The sequence below is a fragment of the Halovivax asiaticus JCM 14624 genome (assembly GCF_000337515.1).
Classification (GTDB): domain Archaea; phylum Halobacteriota; class Halobacteria; order Halobacteriales; family Natrialbaceae; genus Halovivax; species Halovivax asiaticus.
Genome location: NZ_AOIQ01000008.1, coordinates 13,424 through 40,362, shown reverse-complemented (window position 1 = coordinate 40,362; position 26,939 = coordinate 13,424). Strand labels below are relative to the sequence as shown.

The window sequence follows — 26,939 nt, the reverse complement described above, 5'->3', positions numbered from 1 at the left end:
TAATGGCAGCGGCACAGTCGGTTGGGGAACGTGACGCGATGCCTGACCGCGACGGCTGGCTAACGGGCACACTCGTCACGTTCTGTCTAGCGGGTGCGGTAGTCACGCTGGTCGCCGGATACGTTCAGACGACGTACGGCGATTATTCGATGACTCGCCTCGAAGTACTGTCGGCGGTGTTCGATCCGGACATCTGGTTCGACATCGACGTCTGGCAGGCGTTCCTGCTCGGGTCCGAGCTTCCAGCCCACATGGACGATGTCGGCACCCTGGTCGTCTGGGATCAGCGGGTGCCGCGCGTCCTCGTCGGGATCATCACCGGGGCGACGCTCGCGGTTTCCGGTGCGATCTTCCAGGCGGTGACGCGCAACGAACTGGCGAGCCCGTTCGTTCTCGGCGTGAGTTCGGGCGCCGGNACGCTCGCGGTTTCCGGTGCGATCTTCCAGGCGGTGACGCGCAACGAACTGGCGAGCCCGTTCGTTCTCGGCGTGAGTTCGGGCGCCGGGTTCGCCGTGCTCGCGACGTTGATCGTCTTCAGTGGGCTGGCGACCTTGCTCCCGCTGTTTGCGACCATCGGTGGGGCCGTCGCCTTCCTCACGGTCTACGCGATCGCCTGGAAGGGTGGCACCAGCCCCGTCCGGCTCGTCCTGGCCGGCGTGATCGTCAACATGGTCTTTCAGTCGCTTCAGCAGGGGCTGTTCTTCTTCGCCGACGACCTCGGCGTCGTCCAGACGGCGGTCTCGTGGCTGACTGGCTCGCTCACGGCCACAGGCTGGGAGGAAGTCAGGATCGCGTTGATTCCCGGAATCGTGGCGATCGTCCTCGCTCTCGCGGGTGCGCGCCAACTCAACGTGCTGGTGCTCGGCGAGCGCACCGCACAGTCGCTTGGCATGAACGTCGAACGAACGCGGTTTCTGCTGTCGGTGGTCGCGATCGTGGCGGCGAGCGTCGCCATCGCCGTCGCAGGTATCGTCAGCTTCTTCGGCCTCGTCGTCCCCCACATCGTGCGAAACACGGTCGGGGGCGACTACCGCCGCGTGATCCTCGGATGCGTCTTCGCGGGCCCAGCGTTGATGGTCGTCGCCGACGTCGGCGCGCGACTCGCCCTGTCCGGCACGCAACTCCCGGTGGGCGTCGTCACGGGCGTCGTTGGCGGGCCGTACTTCCTCTACCTGATGCGGCGAAACCAGTCCATGGGTGAACTCTGATGACAGAAACCGACTCCAACGTGGTTGAACCGGGTGAAATGTCGATCGGACTCACCGACGAGGACGGCGTCGCCGTCCAGAGCGCACTCGTCGGCGACGATCTCGACCTCCGATACCCGACGAGCGAGGAATCGGTCGTCGAGTGTGCCCGTCTCGACGTTCCAGAGGGGGCGATCACCGCCCTGGTCGGACCGAACGGAAGCGGCAAGTCGACGCTACTGAAAGCGCTCTCCGCTCACCTCGAACCGGCGGCCGGATCGGTCAGGATCCACGGCGAGGACCTCGACTCGTTCGGTGGCAAGGAACTGGCCCGCGAACTCGGCGTCCTCTCCCAGGAGAACGACTCGGTCGGCTCCATCTCGGTCGAGGACCTCGTCTATCACGGTCGGTATCCGTACCGCGGGTTCTTCGAGGGGGTGAGTGCGGCCGACCACGAGGCGGTCGACCGGGCCTTCGAACTCGCCGGGATCGACCACTTGCGAGAGACGGAACTGGGCCAGCTGAGCGGCGGCCAGAAACAACTGGCCTGGATCGCGATGGTCCTCGCCCAGGAAACTGACGTCCTCCTGCTCGACGAGCCGACCACGTTCCTGGACGTTCACCATCAGTTCCGCGTGCTCGAAACGATTCGCCAGCTGAACGAACAGCAGGGCGTCACCGTCGCCGTCATCCTCCACGACATCTCGCAGGCGGCCCGCTTCGCCGACTATCTGATCGCGATGTGCGACGGCGAACTGTACGACTGGGGACCACCCGAGGAGGTTGTCACCGAGTCGCTACTCGCCGATGTCTTCGGCGTCGAGGCGACGGTCAAGACGGAGCCCGACCTGCAGGTCTTGCCGAGACGGGCACTGCCAGACCGGTGAGGGGCGTTTGGATATCGTTTCCTATCCGGCTGATCGGCACGAATCTGAACCGAACCGGGCGCTTTCGGAACGCTTTTGTAAATTTAGGCCAACCTAAAACCGATGACCGACGATTCGCGGGTGACCAGACGAACCGTCCTTCGAACCGGAGTGGCTGCGGCGGGCGTAAGCGCACTGGCGGGGTGTCTCTCCGAACAGGACGAGAACGGGAACTCCGGTGACGACAGTACTGGTGAAAACGGGAATAGCGACGACGGGTACGATGGCGGTCCATACACCGTGTCGATGCCGCCGGTCGGCGAGGTCGAGTTCGACGCCGTCCCCGAGTCGTGGGCGGCGAACAACGGTAGCTGGGCGGACATGGGGATCGCACTGGGGCAGTCACCGCCCGACGCGGTGTACCTCGCCTCGCGCTATCACACCCAGTATTACGACGAAATTCCAGGTGTGAGCGTCGACAAGAGCGACATGACGTCTCTCTGGGAGGGCGAGTTGACGCCGGAGAAGTTCCTGGGGCTCGCCGAGGACGTCGACGTGTTCGTCAACGACCCGAACTTCATTCTCGGGCGGACCTCGGGCTGGGAGCAGAGCGATATCGACCTGATCGAGCAGACGGGCACACCCTTCTTCGCCAACAGTATCTTCTCGAGAGGTTACGACTGGCACGATTACGAGTATCTCTCGCTGTACGAGGCGTTCGAGAAACTCGCCGAACTGTTTCAGGAGACCGAGCGCTACGAGGCGTTCGCGACCCTTCACGACGAGTTCCAGGAGACGCTCTCGGACGTCGTTCCGCCCGAGGGAGAGCGCCCGAGCGTCGCGATCATGTGGGCGACCGAGGCGAGTATGGGCGAGTTCTCTCCGTACCTCATCGACGAGGGGACGAGTTTCAAGCAGTGGCGAGAGCTGGGCGTCGTCGACGCCTTTGCCGAGACGGACGTCCGGGACTTTCACAACTCACGTGGCGCGGTCGGCTACGAGACTCTCCTCGACATCGACCCCGACGTGATTCTCTTCCGTGGGCAAGAGGCGAAGACGGCCGCCGAGTTCCAGGACACGATCGTCTCCACCATGGAATCCGATAACACGGCGCGGAAGCTCTCCGCTGTGGAGAACGGCGACGTCTACCGCGGCGGGCCGCTCTACCAGGGTCCGATCACGAACCTCGTGGTAACCGAGCGAGCGGCGAGACAGCTCTACGGTGTCGAGGAGAACCTGTTCGATCGGCAGCGAGTCGCCGAGATAGTCGACGGGGAGTTGTAACGCTCCTGTAAGGATCGAGCGAATCCGGTCCAATCCGACCGGCCCCGCCGGTTTCTGGTGCTACGTTCTGTCTGGGTCGGGGCGGGTGTCGAGTGATCTCCGCGTAACGGTTGAATGTGACGGCCTCAGGACGTATCGTCACCTTCTTCGATGCGACGATCGAGGAGGCCTGCCACGCCGTCGAAGTACCCAGTGGCCCACAGGGCGACGAGTACCGCCCCGACGGCGTTGTAAATCAGATCGAAGACGATGTCGTCGGTCCCGTATTGCGCCAGGACGGGTTCGCCGCCGAGCAGGCTCGCGAAGCCGGCCGAGGCGAACTCTGCGATCTCCCAGAGGACGCCGAACGCCAGGACGAAGACGAGGATGAACACGAACCGGAACTCGCCGGGGAGGTCGACCGCTTCGCTCGAGCGGTCGATCGCGTCGACGATCGCGTAGCCCGCTCCGGCGACGAGCGTCGCAGAAACCGTGTGCGTGACCGAATCGTACCAGCCGAACATCGTGTACGGACCGAGTGCGCCCACTGCGTGGAGGACGGAAGCGATCGAAATCCACGCAGCCAATCCGACGCCCATCTGGTGTCCGTAGAGACGATCGAGCACCCACGGCAGGGTCGTGATGACCAACGGAATGCCGGCGTTGATGAGGAGCGTGAGGTTCACCGTTACGACCGCGTAGCCGACGATCAATCCGAGCAGGAGCTGTATCCCGTGGACGAACTGCCACCCTCGTCGGGACGAAACCGCTCCCTCGCTCGTACCCCCGTCTGCGACCGTCACGCGGTCTCACCCGACCCGTCGAGCGCCACGTCGTCCCGTCGAGCGACGTACGTCACGAAGAAGACGCCGCCGAGCCCGCCGAACGCCGTCGCGAGAATCAGGTCCCACATGACTTCCCCCGTCGACGTGAGGAAGGTGGTCCCGACGAGCGTATCCGAGAGCCACTGGCCGATCACCCAGACGCCGGCGACGGCCATCGTCGCGATCACGACGAACGCCGCTGCGAACTGCGGTGTCATCTCGACGGGCGTGTACGCGTCGAGCTCGACGGTGACCAGCAGGGCGATGGCGGCGACGGTGAGAAATCCCGCGGCCGGGAACGCGCCGACGAGGCGAACCCAGATCGGGACGGCAGCGACGAGCAACACGACCCACGGCGCCACTACGAGTGGAGTCCCCCTCGCGACGGCAGGGAGGACGGCAAGTGCGACGATCGTCCCCGAGAGCCCGGCCCAGAGATACGCCCCCTGCACGAGTGTGGCGATCGTGGCCGCGATCAGACCGGCCACGACGATCCAGCTGCGAAGGGCGGTCCCGCGTTCGGTCGTCAGCAACTCGTTTCGGTCGGTCATTCGACTCCGCGTGTGGTCCGAAATGCCGTTAGACGGACGTGTGTTTGCCGGGACGGCGTTCGACGGCCACGGATCGGCCACCATCGCCGCGTCGGTTGTCGGTGGACGCCGGGTCGCCGGTACATGAATAGGTACCTGCCGACCGCCCGACGGAAATCACCCCGGCTTTCACGGGCCGTGTCCGCAAGGCAAACGTGACTCACGACCCGGAATCAGCGGGCCTCCGGTGTGGAGACACGCGTGCCGGATTCGTGTTGTCTCGCCGGCAATTCACGCCACGTTTATTGTTGGTACGGCCAGAATCCCGTGCATGATTGACGGATCTTCCATCGCGGACACCGCCACTCCGATCGCACTGGCCGTTCTTGGAGGCGGTCTGCTTGTGGGTGGGTACGGCCTCGTCGCCGGCCCGGGTGGGAGCGGACTGTCGTTCGTCTGGGGAGGGCTGGTGGTACTCTCCGCACTCGGTATCGGCGCTCTCGGCTGGCGATTCCTTTGCGAACGCGATACTGACGAACCCGAACAGCCGATTCCCACGCCGCCACTGCCAGACCCACTCCGCCGCGAAGTCCGGGACGAGCGAGCGGATGGCAACTGTGAGTTCTGCCGGACCGAGTCCGACTCGTTGTCAGTCGAACATGTCACGCCGCGGGCCGACGGGGGTGCGAACGTTCGGACGAACCTCGTCGCACTCTGCCCCGCGTGTGTCGAAAAAGTCGGCGACGGAGTCTACGCTCGATCCGAACTCCGGGACGCGGTCCGACGCCAGGAACACCCCGAGAAGACGATGCTGTAGTCGACATTCCATTCTCCCGTCGAACGCAACTGTTGTTGGGTGGACCCGAGTTATCGCACGACCGGCCCGCGCAGTCGGATCGGCTCGTCGTGCGGTCGGCCAGAGACGGCGACGGCCCGGAGCGTCTCTTCGCTCGTTACCTCCACTGGACGGCTGTTCGTGATCGGAAGGACGTCGCCCTCGCCGAACGAGCGGCCGTCGACGGTGCCCGTCCCGTCGGTGCCGAACAGGAAGCCGGCCCACTCCTCGTCGGGCGTCCAGGTCCAGGTGTCGGTGACGTGGACGTCTAGGTACTCCATCGGGGTGTGGAGGTCGAACGGCGAGCCGTCGCCGACGACGGTCGTCACGGTCGCACCGGACATCTCCTCCGTCGGTAACTCGGCTGCGGTCGCGTCCGCATACGCGGGCTCGGCGTCTTTCGCTTCGGGTGGGAGGTTGATCCAGAGCTGGAGGCCGGAACAGGCAGCGTCGTCGGCCGGAAACTCCGAGTGACTGATTCCCTGCCCGCCGGTGATGTGCATCGCTTCGCTCTCGCGGGCCGTGTGTTCGACGCCGAGGGAATCTTCGTGCTCCATCCCACCTTCGAGCATGTACGAGACGATCTCGAATCCCTCGTGGCGGTGCATCGGGAAGCCACGGTCGGCGTCGATGAAAAAGCGCTCGAAGAGGACGAACGGGTCCAGACTCGACTGATACGCGTTCGTCGGGAAGGCGCGAGTGGCGGTGACGCCGGGCCCGTGCTGGACGCGCTGGCCAGCGATCGGACTCGTTCGGTCGCCCGCAGCTGTCGGTGGTGTCATACCCGGATAGACGTGGCTGAGGCGGAAAAGCACGCGTATCGGGTGAACGATTGCTGGTATCGCTCCACGTCGGATTGACCTCGACCGCTACAGCCTTCGGCTAGTTTTCCGGATCGTACTGCTCGCGGTGGATAACAACCTGCTCGTCCGCTTCGAGGAGCAATGTGACGACGATCTCGTCACCGTCGGGGTCGAACGAGGTCGTCGCTTCGGTGACCGGCGGGAGGGTATCGCCGTCTTGCTGCCAGTATCTGCTGTAGTCCCCGACGCTTTCGGCGTACACCCGGAGTTCATCGGCGGCGACCTCGCCAGCACCGTCCAGGGAGACCGTCGCTTGCTCGCTCTCGTCGTCGAACGTGACGTCGGTGACGATGTCGTAGGCCTCGTCGTCGACGGGCTCGGCGTCGATCTCCATCGACTGGCCGTACGGGAAGAAGACGGCCCACTCGCCGTCTTCCGTGAGGAGGACGATCTCTTCCGTCCGTTCGACCGGGAGGCCATCCTCGGTGGTGTCGACCGTCGAACTGGCGAGGACCGCCGACTCACCCTCGATAGCCGCCTCGAACGAGGTGTCCTCACCCTCGAACCAGAACGCGACCGACGGCCGGTCGCTCATGGCCTCCGGATCGAACGATTCGTCGACGATCTCGTGTTCGGCGTCCGCCTCCGGTGCCGGTTCGTAGGTGAATCCGCTCTCGTCGCTCTCGACGCGGTTGTACGGGTGTGCCGAGTGCAGGTACTCGCGGATCGCGTCCGGATCGTCCGACTGGGCAGCCTCGTAGTACGATTCGAGGACGGAGAGTGCGGGGTGGTCGTCGGACGGACTCGTGTCGCTCGTGGGCGAGTCATCGTCGTCCGATGTCGTGAACTGCTCGAGACAGCCGCTCAAGGAGAGGCTCCCAACTGTCGCTACTGAGAGGAGGACACGTCGTCGATTCATACCGGTTCTGTGCTGCGTTTGGGGGTAAAAATTATGGTTTGGATGTGGTTGTGAACCCGGGTCGATTAGCCTGTCTCAAATTGGAACTCTCAAGTAGCCCCTCCCGAATTTTGCGGTTTACTGTTGTCTGTCGTATGCTGACTGCCCGATCGAGAGGCGGTCAGTGAGACTCATTACGTATCACCTCGCCATTGTCTAGTATGCACCCAGACGAGGGGACGGGAGCCATCTATCGGAAGATTCTGGAGGAACTGTCACCGCCGGATGGCCACGCCGTCTCGAGCGCGAGGATCCTCGAGAATGTCGACGCAGACACCGACGACATCAGTGACGCAATCGGCGATCTCCTTCGGTTTGGCGAGCTCGAATACATCAATACCAGCGGGAGTAACATGCACGTTCGAGTTCGTCTCCATCGTCCAACTGAGAATCCACACGAGCAGGCGACACTCACCGATGCGAGGCCTCAACAGCAGTGGCTGGCGTACATCGCTGACGACCACAACCCACGAACCACCCGTTCCAGACGCCTATTCACGACTCGTGCCGCTGCTGAACGACACCTCGAAGCGGTCGGCGGTTGTGATGAACTGACACCCGTCCCCGGACTCGAGAGCGTCTGGTACGACTATCTGGGGGAGTGCAATAGCGAATACGCTGTCCTTCGAACAGAGCCAATCTTCACGCAGTTCGACGACCCCTGGCCGTAGTCGAGGTTTCACGTCGTTCTGTTACCCTTGTGGGCAGATGTGCAGGGCACATTCTCGACAAGTAGGTACTGTCGTCACTTGGATCCAGTTCGTTCGGAAAACGGATGGGCGCTGCAGGGGATAGGCCATTTCGAGCGAACAATGGTAAGACACCGAATCCCACCCGATTCGGGCCCTATAACCCCTGTTTAGAAATCGGGTTTGTCGACTTCGTGAGGTTCGCGTTCCAGCGAACCATGACACTCGAACCAATCGATCCGGAGACCGCGCTCGAACTGTATCTCGACCAAAAAGAGACGGAAGTATCGGTTGCGACATTGCGCTCACACCGATCGCGTCTCGGCCACTTCGTCAGATGGTGCGACGATCGTGAGCTCACCAACCTGAACGAACTGACCGGGCGGAAGATCCACGAGTACCGACTCTGGCGTCGCAACGAAGGCGAACTATCTAAGGTGTCGCTGAAGACCCAGATGGACACGCTCCGGGTGTTCGTCAGGTGGCTCGGGACAATCGACGCAGTCGATCCGGATCTCCACGTCAAGGTCCAGTCGCCGAACCTGCGTCCGGGTGACAACGTCCGAGAGGTGATGCTCGACAGTGAGGACGCCGAGGCAGCACTCGACTATCTCGAGCGGTACGAGTACGCGTCGCTCCCCCACGTGACGATGGCGCTGCTGTGGCATACGATGATGCGGATGGGTGCTGCTCACGCGCTCGACATCGGTGACTACTCTCCAGAGGATCAGTGCGTGTCGGTCGTCCATCGCCCTGATGAGGGAACGCCGATCAAGAACGGCACTCGTGGGGAACGCCTGGTCGGCCTCTCCGGCGAGCTGTGTCTGTTGCTGGACGACTGGCTTCGAGACCGTCGGCCGGATGTGACGGACGACTACGGTCGTGAGCCGCTCCTGGCGACGTCCCAGGGCCGAGCTTCGAAGTCAGCCATTCGAACGTACTCCTACCGGTACACGCAGCCCTGTGCGTACGGAGACGAATGTCCACACGGACGAGAGCCCGACGATTGCGAAGCGACTCGTTCTGACCACGTTTCGAAGTGTCCATCGTCGATCAGTCCGCACGCAATTCGTCGGGGAAGCATCACCCACCACCTGACGAGCGACGTTCCGGAGACGGCCGTCAGTGATCGGGCGAACGTGAGCACGAAGGTAATCGAGAAGCACTACGACCAGCGGACGAAGAAGGAGAAGATGGAACAACGACGGCAGTATCTGAAGAACATCTGAGTCTGGGCTCTATAGAACCACCCCGTCTTTTGCTCAGAATTTGGCAAAGCCCATCTGGCGGTTCTCTTAAAACCCTCAATAGTTGATAGTGTATGTCTGCTGAATACAGAGGATGTATTCCCGTTGCAGCACGAATTGGCGGAATGAATACGCTCCGGTAGCGGTCTGGTTTCAGGAACTCTCGCAGGGCAGCATCACAGGGTCGCGGGCGCCTGTACGCTCTCGGAGGCCGATTGGAACATCTACAAGGATTCGCTCGACATTGTCGTGTTCCGCCCAGAGCGCTTCTATCTTCTCGTAGAAATTAGTGCCGCGGTACACTTCGTCCGTGTAGCTGATTGCAATCCAGCCTCCGGAGCAGCCATCGACGCCGGCATACATGTCTCAGAGCACTCAGCCGAGCTGGATGAAAATTCGTGATGTGGGTGTTTCTGTCGGAGTATCATTCAGTGAAGATTGAATGCCGTGAACTGCATGACTCAGTAGCCGGCTTGAATATGCACCTTCAAAGGCTGAGAGTGGATTTGAGCTGCTTTGATAACGCTGTCTGCGGGTCGAGGTGCGCGTCAGGATGGATGCTACGGCGGATGAACGTGTACTCTCTTACTTCCCCTTCAGTCTCGTCAACTTCGGTGCTGCCATACAGCAAGGCGGCAGTTGCATCCTTGCTTGGTCTGAGCAAATCCACAGCATATGCCAGCACCTGCCGGTGATCATCAAGTTTCTTCTGGTGCTTGAACTTCGCATCTGCCACCCAGAGCCCATCTCCATCCTGTGTAATTGCAAAGTCAGGGAACCCACTCCCGCGGCCCAAGTTAAGTTCTGTCCTGAAGTACTGACTTACTAATCCCGATTGGTCTTTGCTCCCCCGCGGCCGATCTCCAGATTGGTTGTAATGAAGGGTGATATCGCCGGGGAAATCATACGTCCCTTGCAGTCGCTGTGAGGGTTGCTGGCCAGTCAAATCCGAGAGAACCTCAAGCAAGAGCCGCAAGCACCAGAGCTCGTAGGTGTTGCTGAGCGGCTTAAGAGCGGACGTGAAATTGTTCGCTAGCGCGAGCTCAAGGTTAGCATTTTGGAGATATGCCTCCCATAGGTCCACGATGACTTGGAATGCTTGGTCAGCTTGGTCTCGCAGCTGAGATAGCACCGCAGCATCGGCGAAGTCAGTTTCGAGAGCGACGTCGCGCAGCTTGTTGAAGATACGCTGCTCGAGTAGATGTTGGTGGTAGGAGAGCTGGCTCTCGAACATCTCACCGTACTGCGGATACGCTTCGGAGAGCTGGACCATTTTGCCAGCCAGCTCCGCATGGAATCGAACCAGGAGCCTGTTCTGAAGCGTGTCTGGTGTGAAATTGACTTCTGTGGACACCACTTCTCCTGAGCGCTGAGCAGCCTTCCGCATCGTCTGGTTAGGCTTAATCCGACCGCGTGGCTCCGGGCCATGGCGCTCGATGCGCTCCACCTCGACAGGTGGACGCTGAGCCAAGAGTGCCTCAGTCTGCTCAATCAGCGCGTTGCTGATCGGTGCAATTTGCGCGTAGCGGTCGAGCAGCACGTCCGGATTTAACGGAAGTGCCGCGCTGATCGTGCTGGGGCCAATAATCTCAGCCCAATCTTGGACTTCATTCGCTATCTGCAAGTACTGGTCCTTGCTAAGTTTTTGCCCATTGTTCCGGTAATCTCGGGGAAGAATCTCCACAGCGGGTGTCAGCTCACCGACCCAACTTTTCGGATCCAGCGAGCCCTCGTTGTACTCTGGAGGGCCTTCATCAATTGTCAGAGCATCGCTATCTGCTGGTTCAACAAATCGTTCAGAACCAGTACGCTCCGTCCGCTGAGCAGCATCATCTCTGGCCTCCAGCGATTTTTCAATTGCGCTGACTACGAGGCTGACTCGCTTGTTCAGATGGGATTGCTGGTCGCTATCTAACTCCGGTCGACTCTGCACTCGGTTCCACGTGTAGGTCTCAAAGGTGGCCATGGTCAGCCCAGGATAGAGTGGGAGTCGAGTGCGTCCTCCAGTCGGTTGGCAGTTTCGGAGAGGCCCAAATTCTCCGCGAGAACAATTATCTTCTTGAACTCGCTCTCAATCTCGTCGTCCTGGCTGAGAGCGTCTGCCTGTCGGAGGTCACTCATCACGTTCTCGAACTGGGGGACTAGGTACGCACAGCAGGCCTGATCAACGGTTTCCTGATCCGCCTCATCAGGGAATGCCAGTTCATACGCAAGAACGTAGGCGACGACGTCCATAACGATGGCTCGCCCGACCTCAATCACGTCATACTCGGTGGCAGCGTTGGACAGCGCTAGGACAGCATGGATGAAGTTGTCTCCCTCGAGTCCCATGTTACGCTCCTGAACCGACTTGAGGGTGTCGTTGATTCGAGGAGTGTTCGCGAACTGGGGATACAGGGCCCGTGGATCGATCTCTGGCGCGCCCTCCGCCTGATGTTCATCCTGCTCGGCGTAGTTTAGACGATCTGATGCCCATGAGGCAACTGCCTCCACATCTGACGCAGAGACCGATTTAAGAGCCTCACTGGCATCAATTTGCGGCACAGTGTACTCGCTCGGTTTGACAGAGGTCGAGCTACTCGATCCAAGCTGTGAGGGAACTTCGAGGAAAGCGAATCGCCGACGGAATGCATACCCAAGTGAGAACAGCTGTGCCAAGTCGTAGGTGTTCTGCGTCGCCAGAATGCGGAACGCGTACGGCAGGGGTTGCGTCTCGTTTGCGTACTCGAGAGCTTTGCTGGCGCGGTACTCGAGGTCAAGCAGTGTGAAGACGTCACCGAAAGCTTGGTCGAGGTTTGCTCTGTTTAGCTCGTCGATGAGCAGCCAGCTAGGTCGAGCCGAATTATCGAGGCTCTCTGCACAGTCCTCTGCGACCCTCGTGATGATACCCTGCTCGGCATGCCAATCCGAGGCCTCATTATCGACTATTCTCGGGCTGTCTGCCGGGCCTGGTGCCCAGCCCCCAATCATGTCGTAGTTTGTCCATTCAGCATTTGCTGTCTCGATTGTGAGGGCCTGCTCGCCGCAGATGGCTTTGCTCAGCTGCTTTGCCGCATGGGTTTTCCCTGTACCTGGTGGCCCGTAGAAGACGATGTTCCGTCCCGCAATGAGATGTGCGAATGCCTCCTTGAGAAGATCTGCTCTCTCGGACTCTGTGATTTCTTCCACTGCCCGAACACCAGAACCGTGATGCCAATCGAAGATCAAGGTGAGTTCCTGCTGCGTTAGCTCGTTAATGCCACGTCGCCGGATCTCTCCTTTATCGATAAGGGGATTAACGGCCTCGAGGTCTATCGGCTCAACCCACTCAAGACGCCTGGTTTTTGCCACCCATTCCTTCTCGCCATTTTCATTTATACTCTCAAGCTGGACATCACCTAGTGTACCGGCTGCAACGATTGCCCAGTAGTTTTCTTGCTGTTCGAGGGCGGCAAACGGCACCTCTTCTGACCGTTCAATGGCTGATTTGAGCTGATCATATCCGGGGATACCTTCCTTCAAGTGGTACTCATTGGATATCTCGTCGCTATACTCGCCAGAATTTATCGTGAGGAGAAACTGTGAGCTACTCTCCTGGAGGGCGTCTCGTATGGGCTCGAGGTTTGAGGTGTTCTGAGTTCCCCTTAGACCGGCCGGAGTCCACAATGAGGCGTCCGAAGATGATAGAACAGCTGGCCTAGTTTGACCAAGGTCTCCGAATAGATTTTCGAGAATGGTGTTTGCACCCCCTCCCTTAAGAGAAATTTTAAAATTCACTTGACAGAACATTCCTGTAATGTCATACAGGTAGGGAGATATATCGTCAGCATTAGCAATCTCTCGAATCTCCTCCTCGAATTCCGACCGTATGATATCTGGTTCTATAACCGGGGTTGTTGAAAGGATAATATCGCTGTAACTGGTGCTTCCATGGAGGGATTCTGCGATCTCCTCACGAACTGGCTTCGGGAGATCATCGAGAACGACATCAGCACGCTGGAGGTACTCAACCGAAGAGGTTCCTCTACCAGAAATATGCGCAATCCAATCACCCGACCGAATTGAGTGGAACTCTCGTGAGTTCTTTGTACACCAAGCGGTGAGGTGTTCTGCTTCAAGTGCCCACTGGACTTGATTTCGCACATCTGGAAGCTTCTCGACTGTCTCTGCTACCTCGTTCCGTTCTGCCTTTGAAAGTGTTGACCCTACGGAACCATGCAGATTGTTGAGAAAAGTATCATTGGAGCCATAGTTCTCGTACAGCTGTGTGACCCCTTGGGCTACAGAAACTGCTTCGCTCGGTCTAACGCAATGTGTTTTCTTCGCTGCTGCCAGATATGGCACAGAACTCAGATGACTGCTTGGTTCTCGATATTCGAATGAATCGTCGGCTTTTAGCTGCTTCTGCAGTTCCTCGAACGAACTCTGTTTTTCCGATACCGCGGTGTTCTGTTCAAAGAGGTTGTTCTCAAGCGTTAGCTCATTATCAAGGCCGGCGAGGTTAACTTGCCAGTTGATACGACGGAAGTGACAATCAGAGCTATCCCCGACTGAGAGATTCTGGTCATGTTCATACCCGCTGGCAACAATACCAATGCCTTCAGGAGTGTCGATTCCAGATTTGGCGATTACGATATCGCCAACCTCAACTTGGTCAACGAATCGATAGAGGAACTGCTCCCATGAATTTCCACTAACGGGAGTATCCCGACTTGGGCTTCTCTCTGCAACGTCATCAGGATCAGACACACCAGCCATACTTGGGTCATCGCTATCCCAACCAAGAGCGATAAGGCCCGCGTCGTGGTATTCGCTCCATTTATCATTCGTTCCAATGGCCCAGACGTTTACCACATCAAAGGGAGAAAAATCCGAGTTGTCTGTCATCTACTTCCCAATTGTCACGACCTCAGAAAGTAGTATCGAATGAGGGGATAGCAAAATCAGAATCATGCCATGCAAACCTACACAGCAGGAGACTGCGTCTGGAACTAACGCTCTGGCCGGTGGGTCTCTGCCTCCATACGTATTTTCGTGATTTCGAGGCAGGGTGTCATATGCCCCTTCAGGGCTGTCACGCCTTCGTTTCCACCCTCCTCGACTGGCATCAGGAGAACGGACGACACGACCTGCCCTGGCGCGAATCCGGACGGTCAAAAAACGATGTGGTAGAGAATCTTGACTGGGACCAGGTGGGACCATCGTGAGTGAATTTAATCAAATGTTCCCTGAATTCCGGACACTTGTTTTCCAATTAGATATCTTGGAGTGCCACATTCAGAAGGACAATAGGGATCGAGTGAGGGTGTTTACTACTTGATATTGCGTATCCACTCCGCACTCTCAGAGAACAAGTTTTGCAACTCTCACCCGGGGCTACACCTACATCACGAATCTTGGAGAATAGAGTAGTGGATTTTACCACTGGCATCGTGACAGATTCTATCTATGTATGCAGCAGTCCTCAATCGGCTTACCACGTCGCTTCCAAAAGTAGCCTGCTGAATAGAGGGGGTTGGTCCATCATATTTCTTTATCTAGAAGCGTATTATTTAATGATGCAGATGGTATAGATGTTGTTTGGGAGTTGGCACGTGCTCATAGTAATCTTAGCCTTCTATCAGACCGTCCTATGATACGATTATTGATTCCTCATCGTTCGAATCACCGGCTAAACCGGCTTCAGAAAGGACTTTATCGACTTCGGAGGATTGAATCCTGTCTTTTGAAAACCTTCTCACCAAACCGATATTCGACTTCATCACTTCGTCAAATAACTTTTGAACCTTAACTTCGATATCTTCTCCTTTTCCAACTACGTGAATACGATTTTGTGTATCGGTAATTGGAAACTGGCTAATCGTCACCCCTTCACCCCTCCAGTCACGAATATTGAGATTCGTGACTCGCAGCATCACTATATCGTTTCCAATTTTGATTTCGGCTGTTTCTCCCGGTTCTAACCCATCCTCCTGAAATTCACTCATCTCGGCATTCTTGAAGGTGTACTCATTCCCAGATCGTTTCACGTAGCCGTACCAAACATTACTCGGTGTGACTACGTTTGTTCCAGAATTGGTTAATTTCAATATCATTTGTTCCTGTACGTCATCGTTATCTGGATAATCGTATGTGAAGTCAAGAGTGACATTTGGGCGAGTTTTTCTGATTAACTCCCTCCATGCCAAATAGAGTGATGTTATGGCTACATAGGCGACGATCAGGTTCGCTACATCGGTATAAGTAGGAACCGGCAGCCCTTGTCTGAATACTCCGGCAGAAATGGCTATTATCCCAAGAAGGATAATGGCTATTCCAACCAGGGGGCGGTGCTCTTCGAATATAAAGTCAAGAAGGCCATTATTTCTCATGTAAGACCATGTGCAGCTAGCAAACTCATACATTTTGATCGAAAAAATGTCACTTGCTCCCTATCCTTCTCTATATGCGCGCCCTGAATTCACCAGAACCGTTGAAACCATAATCAATTGAAGGTTTCAAAATGATCGCCATAGCGGACGTCGGGCATAGATGGGAATATTAGGATATTTGTTGCTATCGGAATTGTACTTCCCTGCTGGCGGTTACAAATCGGTGTGATTAGTATGACGGGGTTCGTAGGATTGCAGACGTAATGACAAACCGGGTTCCCTACCACCACGACCTGGACAAGCAGTTCTCGGTGGACTTCGTCACCCCTGAACTGGAAGCTGTAGGGGACCGCATCGTCGGGTATGAAGCTCACAAATCGGTCAAGGTCGAATCTTTCGAGTTAGATCGGACCGTCTACGTCGTCTATACTGCGTCCGGTGCAAGCGGAGCCGCAGACGAGATAGACTACGATCTCGTCGAATATATCGATTCGATGGGCCCAGCGAACGGCGTCATCGCGACCAGGCTGGTTGAGGTGTTCAGAAACGTTCTCGACGAGAACTACCAGGAGGAAGGAAACCGGGTGCAAGCGTACAAGAACATCGCAGCCGAAGAGATTGAGCCCGCGCTCAATCAGGTCGACTGGAACGGCACGGCGGTTGAGGTAGCCGGGCGACTGGCATCAAACTTGATTCTCAAGCACGCCCTTCCCAACGCGAACCACCGAACGGCTATCGGGATGAGCCAACTCTATCTAAAGCGCGTGGATCCGGAGTTTTCGATGCCAGAGACAGCAATTCAGCCCGATGGGGCTGACGAGTATGACTGGATGGAGTGGGTCAACGACTACATCAACGAATCAAAGAGACTGCTGACGGTTCGACGAAAAGGTGGTCGGTTCAAGTATCTCGAGGAGTTCGGTTGTGACGTACTCGTGCGAAAGCACGATATCGAAATCCCTCTCGAAGAATACGAGTTAGATCTTCAGCGAAGTGAGCGGTGGAGAAAGTATGCAGAACAGCACGAAGAACTGTGGATCGACTTCACGGAAAGGGCCGTCCGTCGAGCAGAAATGGTCGACTTGCTCGACACTGATGGACTCTCAAAACACGAATTTGCAGACGAACTCAAGGAACTCGGGTGAAATTAGTCCTGAAGACGAGCCATAGTCCGGCCGGTCTCTTCCACTTCTTCGCTCCGGCTCATTCCGAGACGTTCCTCTAATTCTCGGATGTTATCTTCTAGGGTCATACCTCTAGGTCGCTCACTAGGAGCCATAAATCCACCGGTAAAATAGGGCCGCTAAACGAGCCGATTGAACGGGTGTGTAGAGAGGTCATTTTCAGACTATTTCTAGTGGGATACCTGCTTGAGTATCTAGTTAAGAGTGGCGCTATTTGGATGAATATATTACTGCATTTTCGCACAACCTCTCAAATCCATGCGTGTTTTGTCGAAGTGAGAGCATCGATACACTGCAACCATTGGCATCGGTCGTATTGATGGGGCGTATGGTGACGCTCCGCAGACGATCGCCTAAAGTCATCGAGTAGATCTGGCCGCTCGTTGGTGTTCTTCGGTTTCTATTGACCCGGTTATGATGATCAGTTGATGTCCTTACAGCGCGTTGCGAAGCACGTCCTGGCGTTGTCGCATCTTTTCATCCGCAGACCGGACGTCGTAGTGTTCTTCAATGACTCCGGGTGAGACGTTGCATCGTTCACTTACGATGTCGATCGGTACACCGGCCCCGAGCAGTCGAGTAATGTATCCGCGACGGATTGGATGGGGCGTCACGCTGGCCGGACACTTCGACGCCTGATCGAGATTAGCCACAGCTTCACATTCGTCGGGTTCACGATCGTCTGGACACGGCTGGCCGATCACACACGGACGAGACCACTTGTAGACGTACGTCCGGATAGTTGATTTGGAGAGGCGGCCCTGACTAGACGCGAGCAACGGCTCTCTTCCGTGCCCATCGGTCACATCGGGTCTTCGATGTTTGATGTAATCGTCAAGGACTGCACAAACGTCTGGGTCGATCGCAATCGGCCGCTCGCCGTTTTGTCCGTTCTTGATCGGCGTGTCCGTCTCCGGTCGGTGGCGGACGGTCAAATGGGGTTGCTCGGAGTCATGCTGATAATCCCTAACGTCGAGCGCGTGGGCGGCCCCCATTCGCATACCTGTCTCGGCCAAGATTACCCAGACTACGTGCTCTACCGTGGCGTACTCGTACCGTTCGAGGTGGTCGAGAATCTCGTTTGCCTCGTCGGTGTGAATGACCGTGTCGTCGACGTTCCCGCCGTCGGGGATAACCGGCGACTTGACCTTTTTGAATAGTCCGGGCTGCACTGCGTCGATGGTCTCGCACCATTCCAGAAAGACTCGGAGCGTGTCCATCTGGGTCTTCTCACTCGCGACACTGAGGCCCTCGCGTCGCCAGACGCGGTACTCGTGGAGGTCCCGAGCACTGATGTCGTTGAGGTTGTCGAGTTCTCGGTCCGCACACCACTCAATGAAGAATCCGAGTCTGGATCGGTGGGAGTTGACGGTTGACTTCCGACACTCCCGAGCCTTGTCTTCAAGATAGAGCTCGAGCGCCTCTTCAGGATGGATCGGTTCGAGCGTGCTATCAGTTGCCTCCTGGAGTTGCCGGACCAGCGTCTCGGCATCCAGGTCCTCAGCGAGAGCCGGGGCGTCGTTTGTTCGTGCCATCAGCAGAGCCCCTCTACGAATTCCGCGAGCGATCCGTCGGGGTAGAACGAACTGATGTCGTCTGGATTCTTTTCTATGTAGTACTCGACGGCCCGAGCCACGAGTTGGGATTTGGTGAGATCGGTCTCTTCGGTTGCTCGTTCGATTTGCGCTACCACGTCTGCCGAAACACGGCCGGAAACTGCCTCCGATTGGATCCGCTCCATAGCAGCGCCGTTCAACTACTGGTACATAAGTTCCCATTTAGAATTGGGGTTGGTAAAGGCACCTTCGTCCACGAATTGGTGGGTAAACAAAAATCGGCAGACGGCAGTTGATAATAGGTGGCAAGAAATGGTGATTCGATGATTTGGCCATCGTTATCTCAGAGTTTGTTGTGGCGTCTATTATGTGGAATCTACTTCTCTAAGAGAATTTCAAAGATTTCCGCGCTCAGGCGCGGTGGTAGCTGCGGAAGATTCAATTCAAAATGCGAAATCGGCCGTATTCGCCCTATTAATTGGTGGCGTGCGTCTGTTTTAGCGCCATTCGCTGCTACGTCAACTCGCCTAGATCGATAGTTCGCGCTTTTTCGCTAGTTCCAGATTCTAACCAATCACCGACAAACCCGACCCTGCGTCCCGGCCATACCGGTCCAGTCTTTTGATGCCGATTCCGTCGAAAAGCGGCATTCTCGTCGGCCCAATCGGCAGGGTTGCTGAGATTCCATAGTATGGTTATCGAAGGCTTGTGAGCCGGGTACAAAGGTCGGGTACCCGTCCGGCCGAAGGGTATCGGATCGATAGGAGTGCCGGGATTATTGCTTAACCTATGACCCAGTGATGCAGTTCAGGCTCCCATCGGGGATTCGTTAGTAGGGTGAGTCGAAAGAACCGGGATTTCAGTCGGCTGAAATGGAAGAATTCTCCCTTCAAATTGCTTCAATCTCATGTTGCTCAGGGCGGGTCGCAATCCCGGTTCGGCCGGCGGGACGATGGGGTGAGTACGAGATCGATAACTCGTGAGATCTTGACGAACACAGGCCCGGCCATCGGACCCGACCATTTTGGCTCGGCTCTCGCGTCAAATACCGGCATTTTCATCGGTCGAAATGCCGAAAATCAGCGCTTGCCAGAGACGTCAATGTCTGTCCCAAGATGTCGGTCCTGAACGTCGGGTAAAATGGTCGGTCGGAGTGGTCGTCAATTGGTTGGTCTAACTCACGATGGTAGACTTGTAATACCGTCTATGTGTGGTCGATTAGATCAGTAGGATCCCTGTGCATGAAATCCAGGATATTCGCCGGTCGAAATGCCGGAAAACCGCATTTTGAGTCGACAGAATGTCCGTGGATCCCATCAGCCATTAATCACCAACCATCAACTCCAGGTGTGAGTCCAGAAGCCGGTCTCCCGACCGGTCCGGTACCGGGTCCATCGGTATGCCAAAACTCTTGAATTTGGCACGTAACAGGGAGTCACATGGCAAATCCATTATTCTCGACGTACACCTAAGGCGAGAACCGCGTCACATCCACGCTAATGGCCGTACTCGAGAACATCAATAACCAACTGACGGAGGACTTGCTTGAGGCAGTCCTTGACGAGTCTGACCTCGCACTGGTCACCTTCGAGAACCAACTTGTCGGAAACGGATCGGTTCCGGACGCCGGGATCCGGAGCTCGACGTCGCTGTTGTTCGAGACGAAAATGCGGCCGAACGAGGTCGACGTGAACCAGTTGTGCGAGCACCTCACGTATCTTGATGAGGAGGGAGCAGACACCAACGGCTCGTCGTACTCACTCCCGATCATGCGGAACCGCCGGCGCTCGACGCAACCGACGACGACCGCTTAGTGTGGGCGAATTTCGACGACGTCATTGATGCGGTCGAGTTGAAACCCGCGCGCGATCCGGGTAGCACCGAGCAATCGTTCGCCGTCCCGACCGAACGGGAGGCGTTCCTGCTCCGGGAGCCTGTCCGATTCCTATACTATGACGAAAGTGGATAGCTCGTAAGCTGGGAGGAGGACCGGGTGCTGGTTTTTGGCGCCCGGAAAGCGTGGCCGGAGTTCGAAGGGCACGGTCTCTACTTCTGCCAGCCGAATCGCTCGTTCAAACCGTCCCGGTATCTCGCGTTCTACACCACGGGGAGATCAAGCCGATCGTGCCCAAAATCACCGATTCGATCGGGATTGTCGAACTGAAACGGGGCGTGTAGAACGCGACGTCGATCATCGAAGGGCAACGAGAGGCACTGCGAAACGCGGTCGACGAACTCGTGGAAGCGGGTTCAGACCGAACGACAGCGATCAGAAGGTCGTCTTCCTCGATAAGGAGGCGGGAATCCCACTCGACAAACCGATAACGAACGAAAATACCGCCGGAGAATCCGACCGAACCGTTGCATTCGTACAGGGTCACCGGTACGTGTCCGCTTTTTCACTGCGAGAGCGTCCCGCTACCACGTCCACTCTAGAAGACAAGTGGGGAAGTTAGGGGCCACCGTTTACACTCACGAACGTCCGTCAACCTATCCGTACGAACAAATAGCGTAATTCATCACTATCATCTGGACTGGATGGGATCTTATACTCGTAGTCACGCCAGGTGAGTTTGCAATTTCCATCCAACTCGATTTGTTTGTGGCGTGACTTCCCAATCGATTTCGAACCGACGTCGTCCCACTCCCTTTTCCCTGCAAGGTATCGCCGTCGTGGATTCGGAACTCTCGATCGTTGACGTCGTCCCTATTCGGTGGCTGCCAGAACAGGTGGCCTTTAGTAAGCGTTATCGCGGCACCGCAATCACAGTCGTGCTCGTCTACTACGGTTTCCAGTCGACCAATGTCCTTGATGAAGTCGTATCGGGTGGTATCCTGTGCAGAATGTCGGCGAAGTTGAAGAGATTCGTCTCCGATCGCCTCTGTTCGGGCCGCTTCAACGGTTGGCGGAGCAATACCGGAGGGATTGACCGAAATCGTCCAATCGTAGCCGTAGCTCTGATCTTCGTTGTCGACTGCAGCAGCTTTCGTAGCGTCGGTGTAGATCCCGTGAATGAATTGGAGACATACCACTGTAGATGCCCGCCCGAGGCGATACCAATTGTTTGGTAAGCGTTTTGGTAAGAAAAGCGAAGTTATATTAGCACAACATAATATAGGGTATCATAACTCACCTGTCTCCAATGTCTGAATCCGACCGAATCCGCGAAGCTGGAAGAATTCTCACTGAATTTGATGATGAGCGGTATGAGGTATTTGCAGAGGACGACTCGCAAAATATCGTTACGATTTGGCAGCCACGCGGCAGGGTGGAAGACATCACTGTCTTTCCGAAACCAGTCGGTATGCATTCGAAAGCCAAATCCTTCCTCCAGCGGGCGTCCGCAGAAGATGCCCACCTCGCAGCAGCGCCCGAGTGGGCCTACAATATCGATTGGGTCGAGGATCATGACGACTTCCTCTTCGCGGATACGGGTCCGCTATTTGTCCTTGGATGCGCCCCCGTTCAAGTAGACAAAATGGCGACCCGGCTCGCCGAATTGAATGAGGAGTACGACTGCTATTCGGCGGAAGGTGAAACTGATATGGGCCCCGCCGTGCCAGACGAACCGGGGGAATTCGTCACACCGACAATCATCCCAATAGCGGCGAATGCGAGGCGTGGTGAGGACAAAGACGCGCTATTCGTCCAATTTAAGAACAAGCACATGAGCAGCCGTGCGAATGATGTCGAGCTAAAGAGGCTCTGTGAGGGCACAAAGATCTGGGGCTTCCGCTTTTTCGGTGGCGCTGCCGTTGTTCCGTGGACATGCTCCGATGTAATGCATAGAGAACTCAAGAATGAGGTTCTTACATTCTGCCAAGACGGTCCCTCGTATTCTGTCCATGTCCAATGCAACCCCGATCCATTCAACAAAACGTGGGTCAACTATCGAAAGGAACTCTTTGAGACCGAAGCCCAGGTGTCGTGTATTGTCGCAAACTGGGGGAGTGTGCCACCGATCGGCCCCTTTGGCTATTCTGGAGTCTACACTACAACAGATGATTCAACAACGCTGGAATCAGAGTACAATGACTCATACGAGCGAGGAGGGTTGGTAGCGACCCAGCCGGACATCGGATGTGAGTATCTCTGCCTCATCCCAGATGACATCGTGAGTACAGTCATATTCCGACGAAAAACAAACCACGGAACGCCCAGTGGGTCGGCGATGATGGCGGATCTCAAAGTCTCAATGACAGCTGTCTTCGATACAGCTGCAGATGAGTACCAACACAAAACCCCGGTCTATCCGGCGCCTGAACCGGATCCCTGCAAGGAGTGGCGAGAGCAGCTTAACACGACCCCACTCAACCGAGAGCTGTTGACCGCACTCCTTCGCGCAGAAATCGAAGCGGACAGTCTTCCAGAAAAATTTCCCACCAACCAGAAAGTTTCTTGGAAATCTGTTGAATCCCTCAACGGCGAGATGTCTGAAGAATTAGGACATCTCCTGGAGAATCACCCACGCAGACGCGGTGCCGGTGAGATCACGCCAAGTACGAGGGATGCGCCTAAAACGATTGCCGAACGGCTAATGGAAGCACTCTCATTTGCAGAGGATGAAGCCGATATTGTCCTCAAGAGCGCCTTCGACCGAACCGACGTTCCGGTCAACGCAGAATATCGGGTTGAACAGGTTCCCATCTGTTTGACGACGCTTCCCAAGTCAACACCTAACAGTGAGATCGACCGAGCTCGCTGGTTCGTAGAGTGGTTGCGAGTAGATGGAGTCAATTTCAAGCCAGTTGCGCTGACTTCTAATTTCAGCTCCAGTAAAGCGAAGACACTGGCCGGATATGAAGACGTCTCTAATATGGTTCGTAATCCAGAGCGAGTCGATGCAACCGATGGATTGGAGGAGATCACGCTATGACCGGATACAATCGCCTTGAACGGCTATACGATGAAGAACACGTAGAACAGGTAGAGGGTTCGGACGAACTCTACAAAATCACACATCCTCGAAGAGGGTACGATGACGAGACGATCCTTATTCGGTTTATACAACCAGATGATGATTTGGACGAGCTCGAAACGGAGGATAACCGCCAGCTCGAGGTCCTGTTCTATGATGATGAGATTCCGAATCAGTGGAACATTCAGCTCTTCTGGGCATATCCCGAAGAGATGGACATAGACGAATCAAGGCGTACAACTTTCGAGTCTAATACTCGATTTGCGATACGACGGTTTGTCGCCGTCGACTCGTTGGATGCGTTTCTGCAACCGCTCCAAACAGTTATTCGAGATCTCGAATCGATGGAAGTCGAGTTCAACCGGGGGGAACTTATTCAGGAGATTCTCGAAGCAGATCTAGGACTTCTCTTTGAGACCGACTCAACCAACCGGGATGAGCGGCTTGAAAAACTACGTAAAGGAAGCGATTTGGAGGCTGGACCCACGAAACCGAATTTGCCGACGGGACCTGAGGGCATTATTGACTCAGTAGAATTGGGGCCAGACTTCCGCCGGCCGGCTAGCAAGAGAACGCTGGATGCAAAACCGTTCACACTTCTCTACGGACGGAATGGGAGTGGCAAGACTAGTCTTCTCGATGCGGCCACGCTTGGAATGGTTGGGCAAGTCCGAGGTGACACTACTCAGCGGAGCTGGAAATATCGTGACTTGAATGTAACCCTCACAGGCAACGGAGACGGACCGGTCCGGCTTTCGAATGACACGTCCGACGTGGCTGATCGGATCAGCGCTTGGTACGGCTTTCGACCAGAGAGGAAGGCAACACGTCACACCGAGTTCTATCATGTGAATTATCACGAGGCAGGGTCGACTACGCGACTCGCAGAACTCGATACGGACCTAGATATTGAACAAACAATCCGGCGTTCGTTGTACGGTGAGCAGTTGTCGAAGGCCCGTAGTGAAAAAAGAGAGTTGGTAAAAGAAGCCGATAGCCGGATCGAACAGGAAGAAAAGCGGATTGCGGAGTTGACTGCCGAAATCAGAGAATTGGAGAATAAGGCTGATCGAGCAGAGAACTTGTTTTCTACTGCACGGGCAGCTCGCGAAGAACTATCGCCAGGGATGAGAGAGCTCATTCCGAATCCTCCGCCGCGCCGCCATGACGACGAAGGAAGTGGGGACTCCAACGAAGAGTGGGTTCATACCTGGACAACCTGGGGTGAACGAGTTGCTAGGCTTGACGAGAGCCTTAAGAGTGTGGGCCTGAGCAGCGATGAGCCAAAGATGCCTGAAACGTTAGCATCCGAACTGGCTACCGAGAGAAACCGAACAGAAACAGCGATTGACAAGCTTGAGGATATTGAAGAGTGGCAAAATAAGCAGAAGCAGCTAAGAGAGCTTCAGAAAGAACTCAATAGTACACGCTGGGGAGAAGCGCCGTCAACTGTCGCATTCGTTGCAACTATCCTCTCAACTGAAAAATTCGATATTTCAGATCTCCACGCCATAGAGAAGGCACTCTCTGATGAAGGTCCTGAGTCAGAGGAGTCGCTCAAAAAATGGCGAACACGAGTAACCGCTGTTCTCAAGGAAGAGCTCGAAAGACTCTCCGAGAAGAGAGAGGCGATTCGAGAGATTTCTGACCTACAGGAGAGGCGTGAGGAGCTCTTAGACGAGATCCGCTCACAGACTGAGGAGTATCTCGATATTACTAACGAGGTTGCACACTGTCCAGCTTGTTATGTTCAGCAAACAGAAGCGTCGATTCGAAATCGAGAGCAGCCAGAGGACCTTCTTTCTTCGGAATCGGGCGTCCCCGATCAGCTACAAGCGGATATCGAACACATTAAAAATGCACTCGAAGTTCTGGACCGACCCACTTGGGCATTGGTAACTGACAAATTCGAGAACCAATTTGGTGATGTTTGTCGTGCTGAAGACTTCTGGGGAGTGTTTGAACGAACAAGTTTTGAATCTTTACCAAGCGTGTCCGACGCTCACGTCACCAGGTTTGGTGAGGCGATCCGACAAAACCCGCTCTGGAATCTTAGCGGTGGAGAAGCTATTGAATTAGTGGGGAATAGCCATCAGGAAGTCACAGAGAAGTTGGAGTCACTGGAGAAATCCGTCGAAGACTTCGCTAGACCGATTGATGAAGTTCCGAAAGCCATTCAGCGACTAAAAGATCGGCGTATAGAGCTTGAAGCTGGCATTCAAATCCTCGAGGATCACGCACTCGGAGAACGCCAACAGAACGAGCTTCGTGTGGCGGCTGATCGAACAGTGCTGCACACCGCAAAGTCGGAGTTCCAAAGCGATGCGGTCGTAGTTGAGTCGGTCGCGCAGATTAACGAGCAAATCGAGAAAAAGCAAACTGATCTGGATCATCATCAACACAGGAAGGAAGGTTATGAAGACGGCATTGAGCGATTACAAACCGTCTTCGACAAAGCGGGAGGTGACGAGAACCTCACAGCATATGTCCGGGAACACATGTCGGCAATAACGACGCTATTTCAGGCGTTCCAACGCCCGTATCAATTCAACGAGGTGCAACTCAATGACGATGACGAAGTTCGTGTGATTCGCCGGGGGAAGGACGACCCGAAGCCAGAGCCGATCACCGATATGAGTTCAGGCCAACGGGCTGCCTTAGCACTCGCAATCTTCGTGACGAACAATCTCACCCACGCACATGCGCCGCCAGTGATGCTACTAGATGAGCCGTTCGCACATCTGGATGACATTAACACGATTTCATTCTTCAACTTGCTCATTGAGCTGGCAACAGGCCGAGATGGTGAGCAAGACCGGCAAGTGATCTTCGCGACTGCAAATGAGGACATTGCAGACCTGTTGGAGCGGAAGATTGGTGACTCGCCAAAATTTGACCGAACCCCCATTGACGGCTAGGCTCCGGTATCGATTATCCTTCTCACCCTCTGGACACTGTGCCTGCGCACGTGATTCGCACTCCCACTACCTCAACAGGGCCGGTTTTGTGCATTTTCTAGAGGCTATGGTGTTTCTGTACTGACTCTAGTTTGAGTGGACTGTTCCGACGACACATTTTTGAAACCCATCTGGGTCCGATAGTCCGTGTCAATTACACGAACGGAGTCTATCGATTCTCTCTACGAAGAATGCAAGAATTTCGACCTTGTGCTCGTACCGGATGCGCCGATGACGAGTGCCCTGAACCGGCGTCTCGACCAACCACACTTGGACCGTTCGCGATCGCACCACGGCGCCTGGCTTCCTGACGCCGAGAACAGGCCGAGAATCGACTCGCGTTCCTCGAAATTATTCAGACGACTGACCTCAACTGGAAGTAGACGTCCTATGTGGTCGGGAACATACTCCAGTGCTGGGAGTACCAGAGGACGGCTGACGCCAAATACTGACGACCTAATTCATCGAGTACTGGGTCGAAGACCGTATCGAAGAACACAGCGAGGTCGTTCAGCTGAAGCAATCCATCCTAGACAAGACGTATACCCATCGAACAAGAGCTGAACGAACCAACGACGCGGTTAAGGACGCGCCTCGGGCATGTTCGCGCCTGAGGCCCCGTCCACCCACGAGTTCCTTGCGCTGTTCCTCCGGCTCATCGCTTCAGTCCCCAACTTTGAAAAGGGAAACGATCCGGGTTGTGAGAAGCTATGAAATGGACTTTATGACATGCTCGTAAATAGTAGAGGGTGGCGTGCTAGCCGATCGGAT

The 26,939-nt window shown here is 56.0% G+C and carries 20 protein-coding genes and 2 pseudogenes; 12 read left to right on the top strand and 10 right to left on the bottom strand.

Annotated elements, in window-relative coordinates; genetic code table 11:
* Positions 1-2: 2 nt before the first annotated feature.
* The 3 genes from C479_RS04020 to C479_RS04010 all read left to right on the top strand — a co-directional run bounded on the left by C479_RS04020 (position 3) and on the right by C479_RS04010 (position 3,337).
* Positions 3-1,208, top strand: a complete 1,206-nt coding sequence (locus C479_RS04020; RefSeq protein WP_007698227.1) for a FecCD family ABC transporter permease — start codon at positions 3-5, stop codon at positions 1,206-1,208.
* Complete coding sequence (locus C479_RS04015; RefSeq protein ID WP_007698226.1) at positions 1,208-2,074, top strand: ABC transporter ATP-binding protein; 867 nt, start codon at positions 1,208-1,210, stop codon at positions 2,072-2,074. The genes C479_RS04020 and C479_RS04015 overlap by 1 nt, the downstream gene beginning before the upstream one ends.
* A gap of 102 nt (positions 2,075-2,176) precedes the next feature.
* Positions 2,177-3,337, top strand: a complete 1,161-nt coding sequence (locus C479_RS04010) for an ABC transporter substrate-binding protein (RefSeq protein ID WP_007698224.1) — start codon at positions 2,177-2,179, stop codon at positions 3,335-3,337.
* A 125-nt stretch (positions 3,338-3,462) separates the two neighbouring features.
* On the opposite strand, the gene C479_RS04005 is transcribed toward C479_RS04010, so the two are convergent.
* Together C479_RS04005 and C479_RS04000 are read right to left on the bottom strand one after the other, a co-directional pair.
* Positions 3,463-4,119 carry a hypothetical protein gene (locus C479_RS04005; protein WP_007698221.1) on the bottom strand — a complete coding sequence of 219 codons (657 nt, stop codon included), beginning with the start codon at positions 4,117-4,119 and terminating at the stop codon, positions 3,463-3,465.
* Entirely contained in the window at positions 4,116-4,691 is a 576-nt protein-coding gene (locus C479_RS04000) for a hypothetical protein (RefSeq protein WP_241430156.1), read from the bottom strand. Before C479_RS04000 ends, C479_RS04005 begins: the two co-directional genes overlap by 4 nt.
* A 310-nt stretch (positions 4,692-5,001) precedes the next feature.
* Here C479_RS04000 and C479_RS03995 point away from each other — a divergent pair, with 310 nt between their 5' ends.
* Positions 5,002-5,487 (top strand): HNH endonuclease, encoded by a 486-nt coding sequence (locus tag C479_RS03995; RefSeq protein ID WP_007698215.1) that lies wholly within the window; start codon positions 5,002-5,004, stop codon positions 5,485-5,487.
* Between the two features lie 50 nt (positions 5,488-5,537).
* Here C479_RS03995 and C479_RS03990 read toward each other — a convergent pair whose 3' ends face one another.
* Positions 5,538-6,287: a pirin family protein gene (locus C479_RS03990; protein WP_007698211.1), complete on the bottom strand. Its 750-nt coding sequence runs from the start codon at positions 6,285-6,287 to the stop codon at positions 5,538-5,540.
* Between the two features lie 100 nt (positions 6,288-6,387).
* On the bottom strand, positions 6,388-7,227 hold the full coding sequence (locus C479_RS03985) for a hypothetical protein (protein WP_049907065.1): 840 nt from the start codon (positions 7,225-7,227) through the stop codon (positions 6,388-6,390).
* 200 nt (positions 7,228-7,427) lie between these two features.
* On the opposite strand from C479_RS03985, the gene C479_RS03980 reads away from it, so the two are divergent.
* Together C479_RS03980 and C479_RS03975 are read left to right on the top strand one after the other, a co-directional pair.
* Complete coding sequence (locus C479_RS03980) at positions 7,428-7,937, top strand: hypothetical protein (RefSeq protein ID WP_007698206.1); 510 nt, start codon at positions 7,428-7,430, stop codon at positions 7,935-7,937.
* Between the two features lie 236 nt (positions 7,938-8,173).
* A complete protein-coding gene (locus tag C479_RS03975; protein ID WP_007698204.1) occupies positions 8,174-9,184 on the top strand; it encodes a tyrosine-type recombinase/integrase in 1,011 nt (336 codons plus the stop codon).
* A gap of 171 nt (positions 9,185-9,355) precedes the next feature.
* Here C479_RS03975 and C479_RS03970 read toward each other — a convergent pair whose 3' ends face one another.
* The 4 genes from C479_RS03970 to C479_RS03950 all read right to left on the bottom strand — a co-directional run bounded on the left by C479_RS03970 (position 9,356) and on the right by C479_RS03950 (position 15,552).
* Positions 9,356-9,565: a DUF429 domain-containing protein gene (locus tag C479_RS03970; protein ID WP_007698202.1), complete on the bottom strand. Its 210-nt coding sequence runs from the start codon at positions 9,563-9,565 to the stop codon at positions 9,356-9,358.
* A 124-nt stretch (positions 9,566-9,689) separates the two neighbouring features.
* Positions 9,690-11,168, bottom strand: coding sequence for a hypothetical protein (locus C479_RS03965; protein WP_049907064.1), 1,479 nt, complete (start codon positions 11,166-11,168; stop codon positions 9,690-9,692).
* A gap of 2 nt (positions 11,169-11,170) precedes the next feature.
* On the bottom strand, positions 11,171-14,068 hold the full coding sequence (locus tag C479_RS15740) for an AAA family ATPase (RefSeq protein WP_083893794.1): 2,898 nt from the start codon (positions 14,066-14,068) through the stop codon (positions 11,171-11,173).
* A 743-nt stretch (positions 14,069-14,811) separates the two neighbouring features.
* A complete protein-coding gene (locus C479_RS03950) occupies positions 14,812-15,552 on the bottom strand; it encodes a hypothetical protein (protein ID WP_152415795.1) in 741 nt (246 codons plus the stop codon).
* Between the two features lie 263 nt (positions 15,553-15,815).
* On the opposite strand from C479_RS03950, the gene C479_RS03945 reads away from it, so the two are divergent.
* The gene (locus C479_RS03945) at positions 15,816-16,697 is read left to right on the top strand and encodes a hypothetical protein (protein WP_007698187.1); all 882 of its coding nucleotides are present in this window, start codon (positions 15,816-15,818) and stop codon (positions 16,695-16,697) included.
* A 473-nt stretch (positions 16,698-17,170) separates the two neighbouring features.
* Here C479_RS03945 and C479_RS03940 read toward each other — a convergent pair whose 3' ends face one another.
* Together C479_RS03940 and C479_RS03935 are read right to left on the bottom strand one after the other, a co-directional pair.
* On the bottom strand, positions 17,171-18,271 hold the full coding sequence (locus C479_RS03940) for a tyrosine-type recombinase/integrase (protein ID WP_007698186.1): 1,101 nt from the start codon (positions 18,269-18,271) through the stop codon (positions 17,171-17,173).
* Positions 18,271-18,429: a hypothetical protein gene (locus C479_RS03935; protein WP_161607158.1), complete on the bottom strand. Its 159-nt coding sequence runs from the start codon at positions 18,427-18,429 to the stop codon at positions 18,271-18,273. Before C479_RS03935 ends, C479_RS03940 begins: the two co-directional genes overlap by 1 nt.
* 1,362 nt (positions 18,430-19,791) lie before the next feature.
* Here C479_RS03935 and C479_RS16745 point away from each other — a divergent pair.
* The 5 genes and pseudogenes from C479_RS16745 to C479_RS15730 form a co-directional block, all read left to right on the top strand.
* Complete coding sequence (locus C479_RS16745) at positions 19,792-20,106, top strand: hypothetical protein (protein WP_007698184.1); 315 nt, start codon at positions 19,792-19,794, stop codon at positions 20,104-20,106.
* 1,329 nt (positions 20,107-21,435) lie between these two features.
* Positions 21,436-23,169 carry a hypothetical protein gene (locus C479_RS03925; protein ID WP_007698175.1) on the top strand — a complete coding sequence of 578 codons (1,734 nt, stop codon included), beginning with the start codon at positions 21,436-21,438 and terminating at the stop codon, positions 23,167-23,169.
* Positions 23,166-26,129: an ATP-binding protein gene (locus C479_RS03920; RefSeq protein ID WP_007698173.1), complete on the top strand. Its 2,964-nt coding sequence runs from the start codon at positions 23,166-23,168 to the stop codon at positions 26,127-26,129. The genes C479_RS03925 and C479_RS03920 overlap by 4 nt, the downstream gene beginning before the upstream one ends.
* A gap of 186 nt (positions 26,130-26,315) precedes the next feature.
* Positions 26,316-26,611: pseudogene (locus C479_RS16740) on the top strand (PD-(D/E)XK nuclease family protein); the annotation flags it as partial.
* Between the two features lie 20 nt (positions 26,612-26,631).
* Positions 26,632-26,882, top strand: a pseudogene (locus tag C479_RS15730) (IS5/IS1182 family transposase); the annotation flags it as partial.
* Positions 26,883-26,939: the final 57 nt, after the last annotated feature.

Coding starts and splice junctions, on each gene's coding strand:
- C479_RS04015 (WP_007698226.1), top strand. CDS start 1,208: ATGACAGAAACCGACTCCAACGTGGTTGAACCGGGTGAAATGTCGATC.
- C479_RS04010 (WP_007698224.1), top strand. CDS start 2,177: ATGACCGACGATTCGCGGGTGACCAGACGAACCGTCCTTCGAACCGGA.
- C479_RS04000 (WP_241430156.1), bottom strand. CDS start 4,691: ATGACCGACCGAAACGAGTTGCTGACGACCGAACGCGGGACCGCCCTT.
- C479_RS03995 (WP_007698215.1), top strand. CDS start 5,002: ATGATTGACGGATCTTCCATCGCGGACACCGCCACTCCGATCGCACTG.
- C479_RS03990 (WP_007698211.1), bottom strand. CDS start 6,287: ATGACACCACCGACAGCTGCGGGCGACCGAACGAGTCCGATCGCTGGC.
- C479_RS03985 (WP_049907065.1), bottom strand. CDS start 7,227: ATGAATCGACGACGTGTCCTCCTCTCAGTAGCGACAGTTGGGAGCCTC.
- C479_RS03980 (WP_007698206.1), top strand. CDS start 7,428: ATGCACCCAGACGAGGGGACGGGAGCCATCTATCGGAAGATTCTGGAG.
- C479_RS03975 (WP_007698204.1), top strand. CDS start 8,174: ATGACACTCGAACCAATCGATCCGGAGACCGCGCTCGAACTGTATCTC.
- C479_RS03970 (WP_007698202.1), bottom strand. CDS start 9,565: ATGTATGCCGGCGTCGATGGCTGCTCCGGAGGCTGGATTGCAATCAGC.
- C479_RS03965 (WP_049907064.1), bottom strand. CDS start 11,168: ATGGCCACCTTTGAGACCTACACGTGGAACCGAGTGCAGAGTCGACCG.
- C479_RS15740 (WP_083893794.1), bottom strand. CDS start 14,068: ATGACAGACAACTCGGATTTTTCTCCCTTTGATGTGGTAAACGTCTGG.
- C479_RS03950 (WP_152415795.1), bottom strand. CDS start 15,552: ATGAGAAATAATGGCCTTCTTGACTTTATATTCGAAGAGCACCGCCCC.
- C479_RS03945 (WP_007698187.1), top strand. CDS start 15,816: ATGACAAACCGGGTTCCCTACCACCACGACCTGGACAAGCAGTTCTCG.
- C479_RS03940 (WP_007698186.1), bottom strand. CDS start 18,271: ATGGCACGAACAAACGACGCCCCGGCTCTCGCTGAGGACCTGGATGCC.
- C479_RS16745 (WP_007698184.1), top strand. CDS start 19,792: ATGGCCGTACTCGAGAACATCAATAACCAACTGACGGAGGACTTGCTT.
- C479_RS03925 (WP_007698175.1), top strand. CDS start 21,436: ATGTCTGAATCCGACCGAATCCGCGAAGCTGGAAGAATTCTCACTGAA.
- C479_RS03920 (WP_007698173.1), top strand. CDS start 23,166: ATGACCGGATACAATCGCCTTGAACGGCTATACGATGAAGAACACGTA.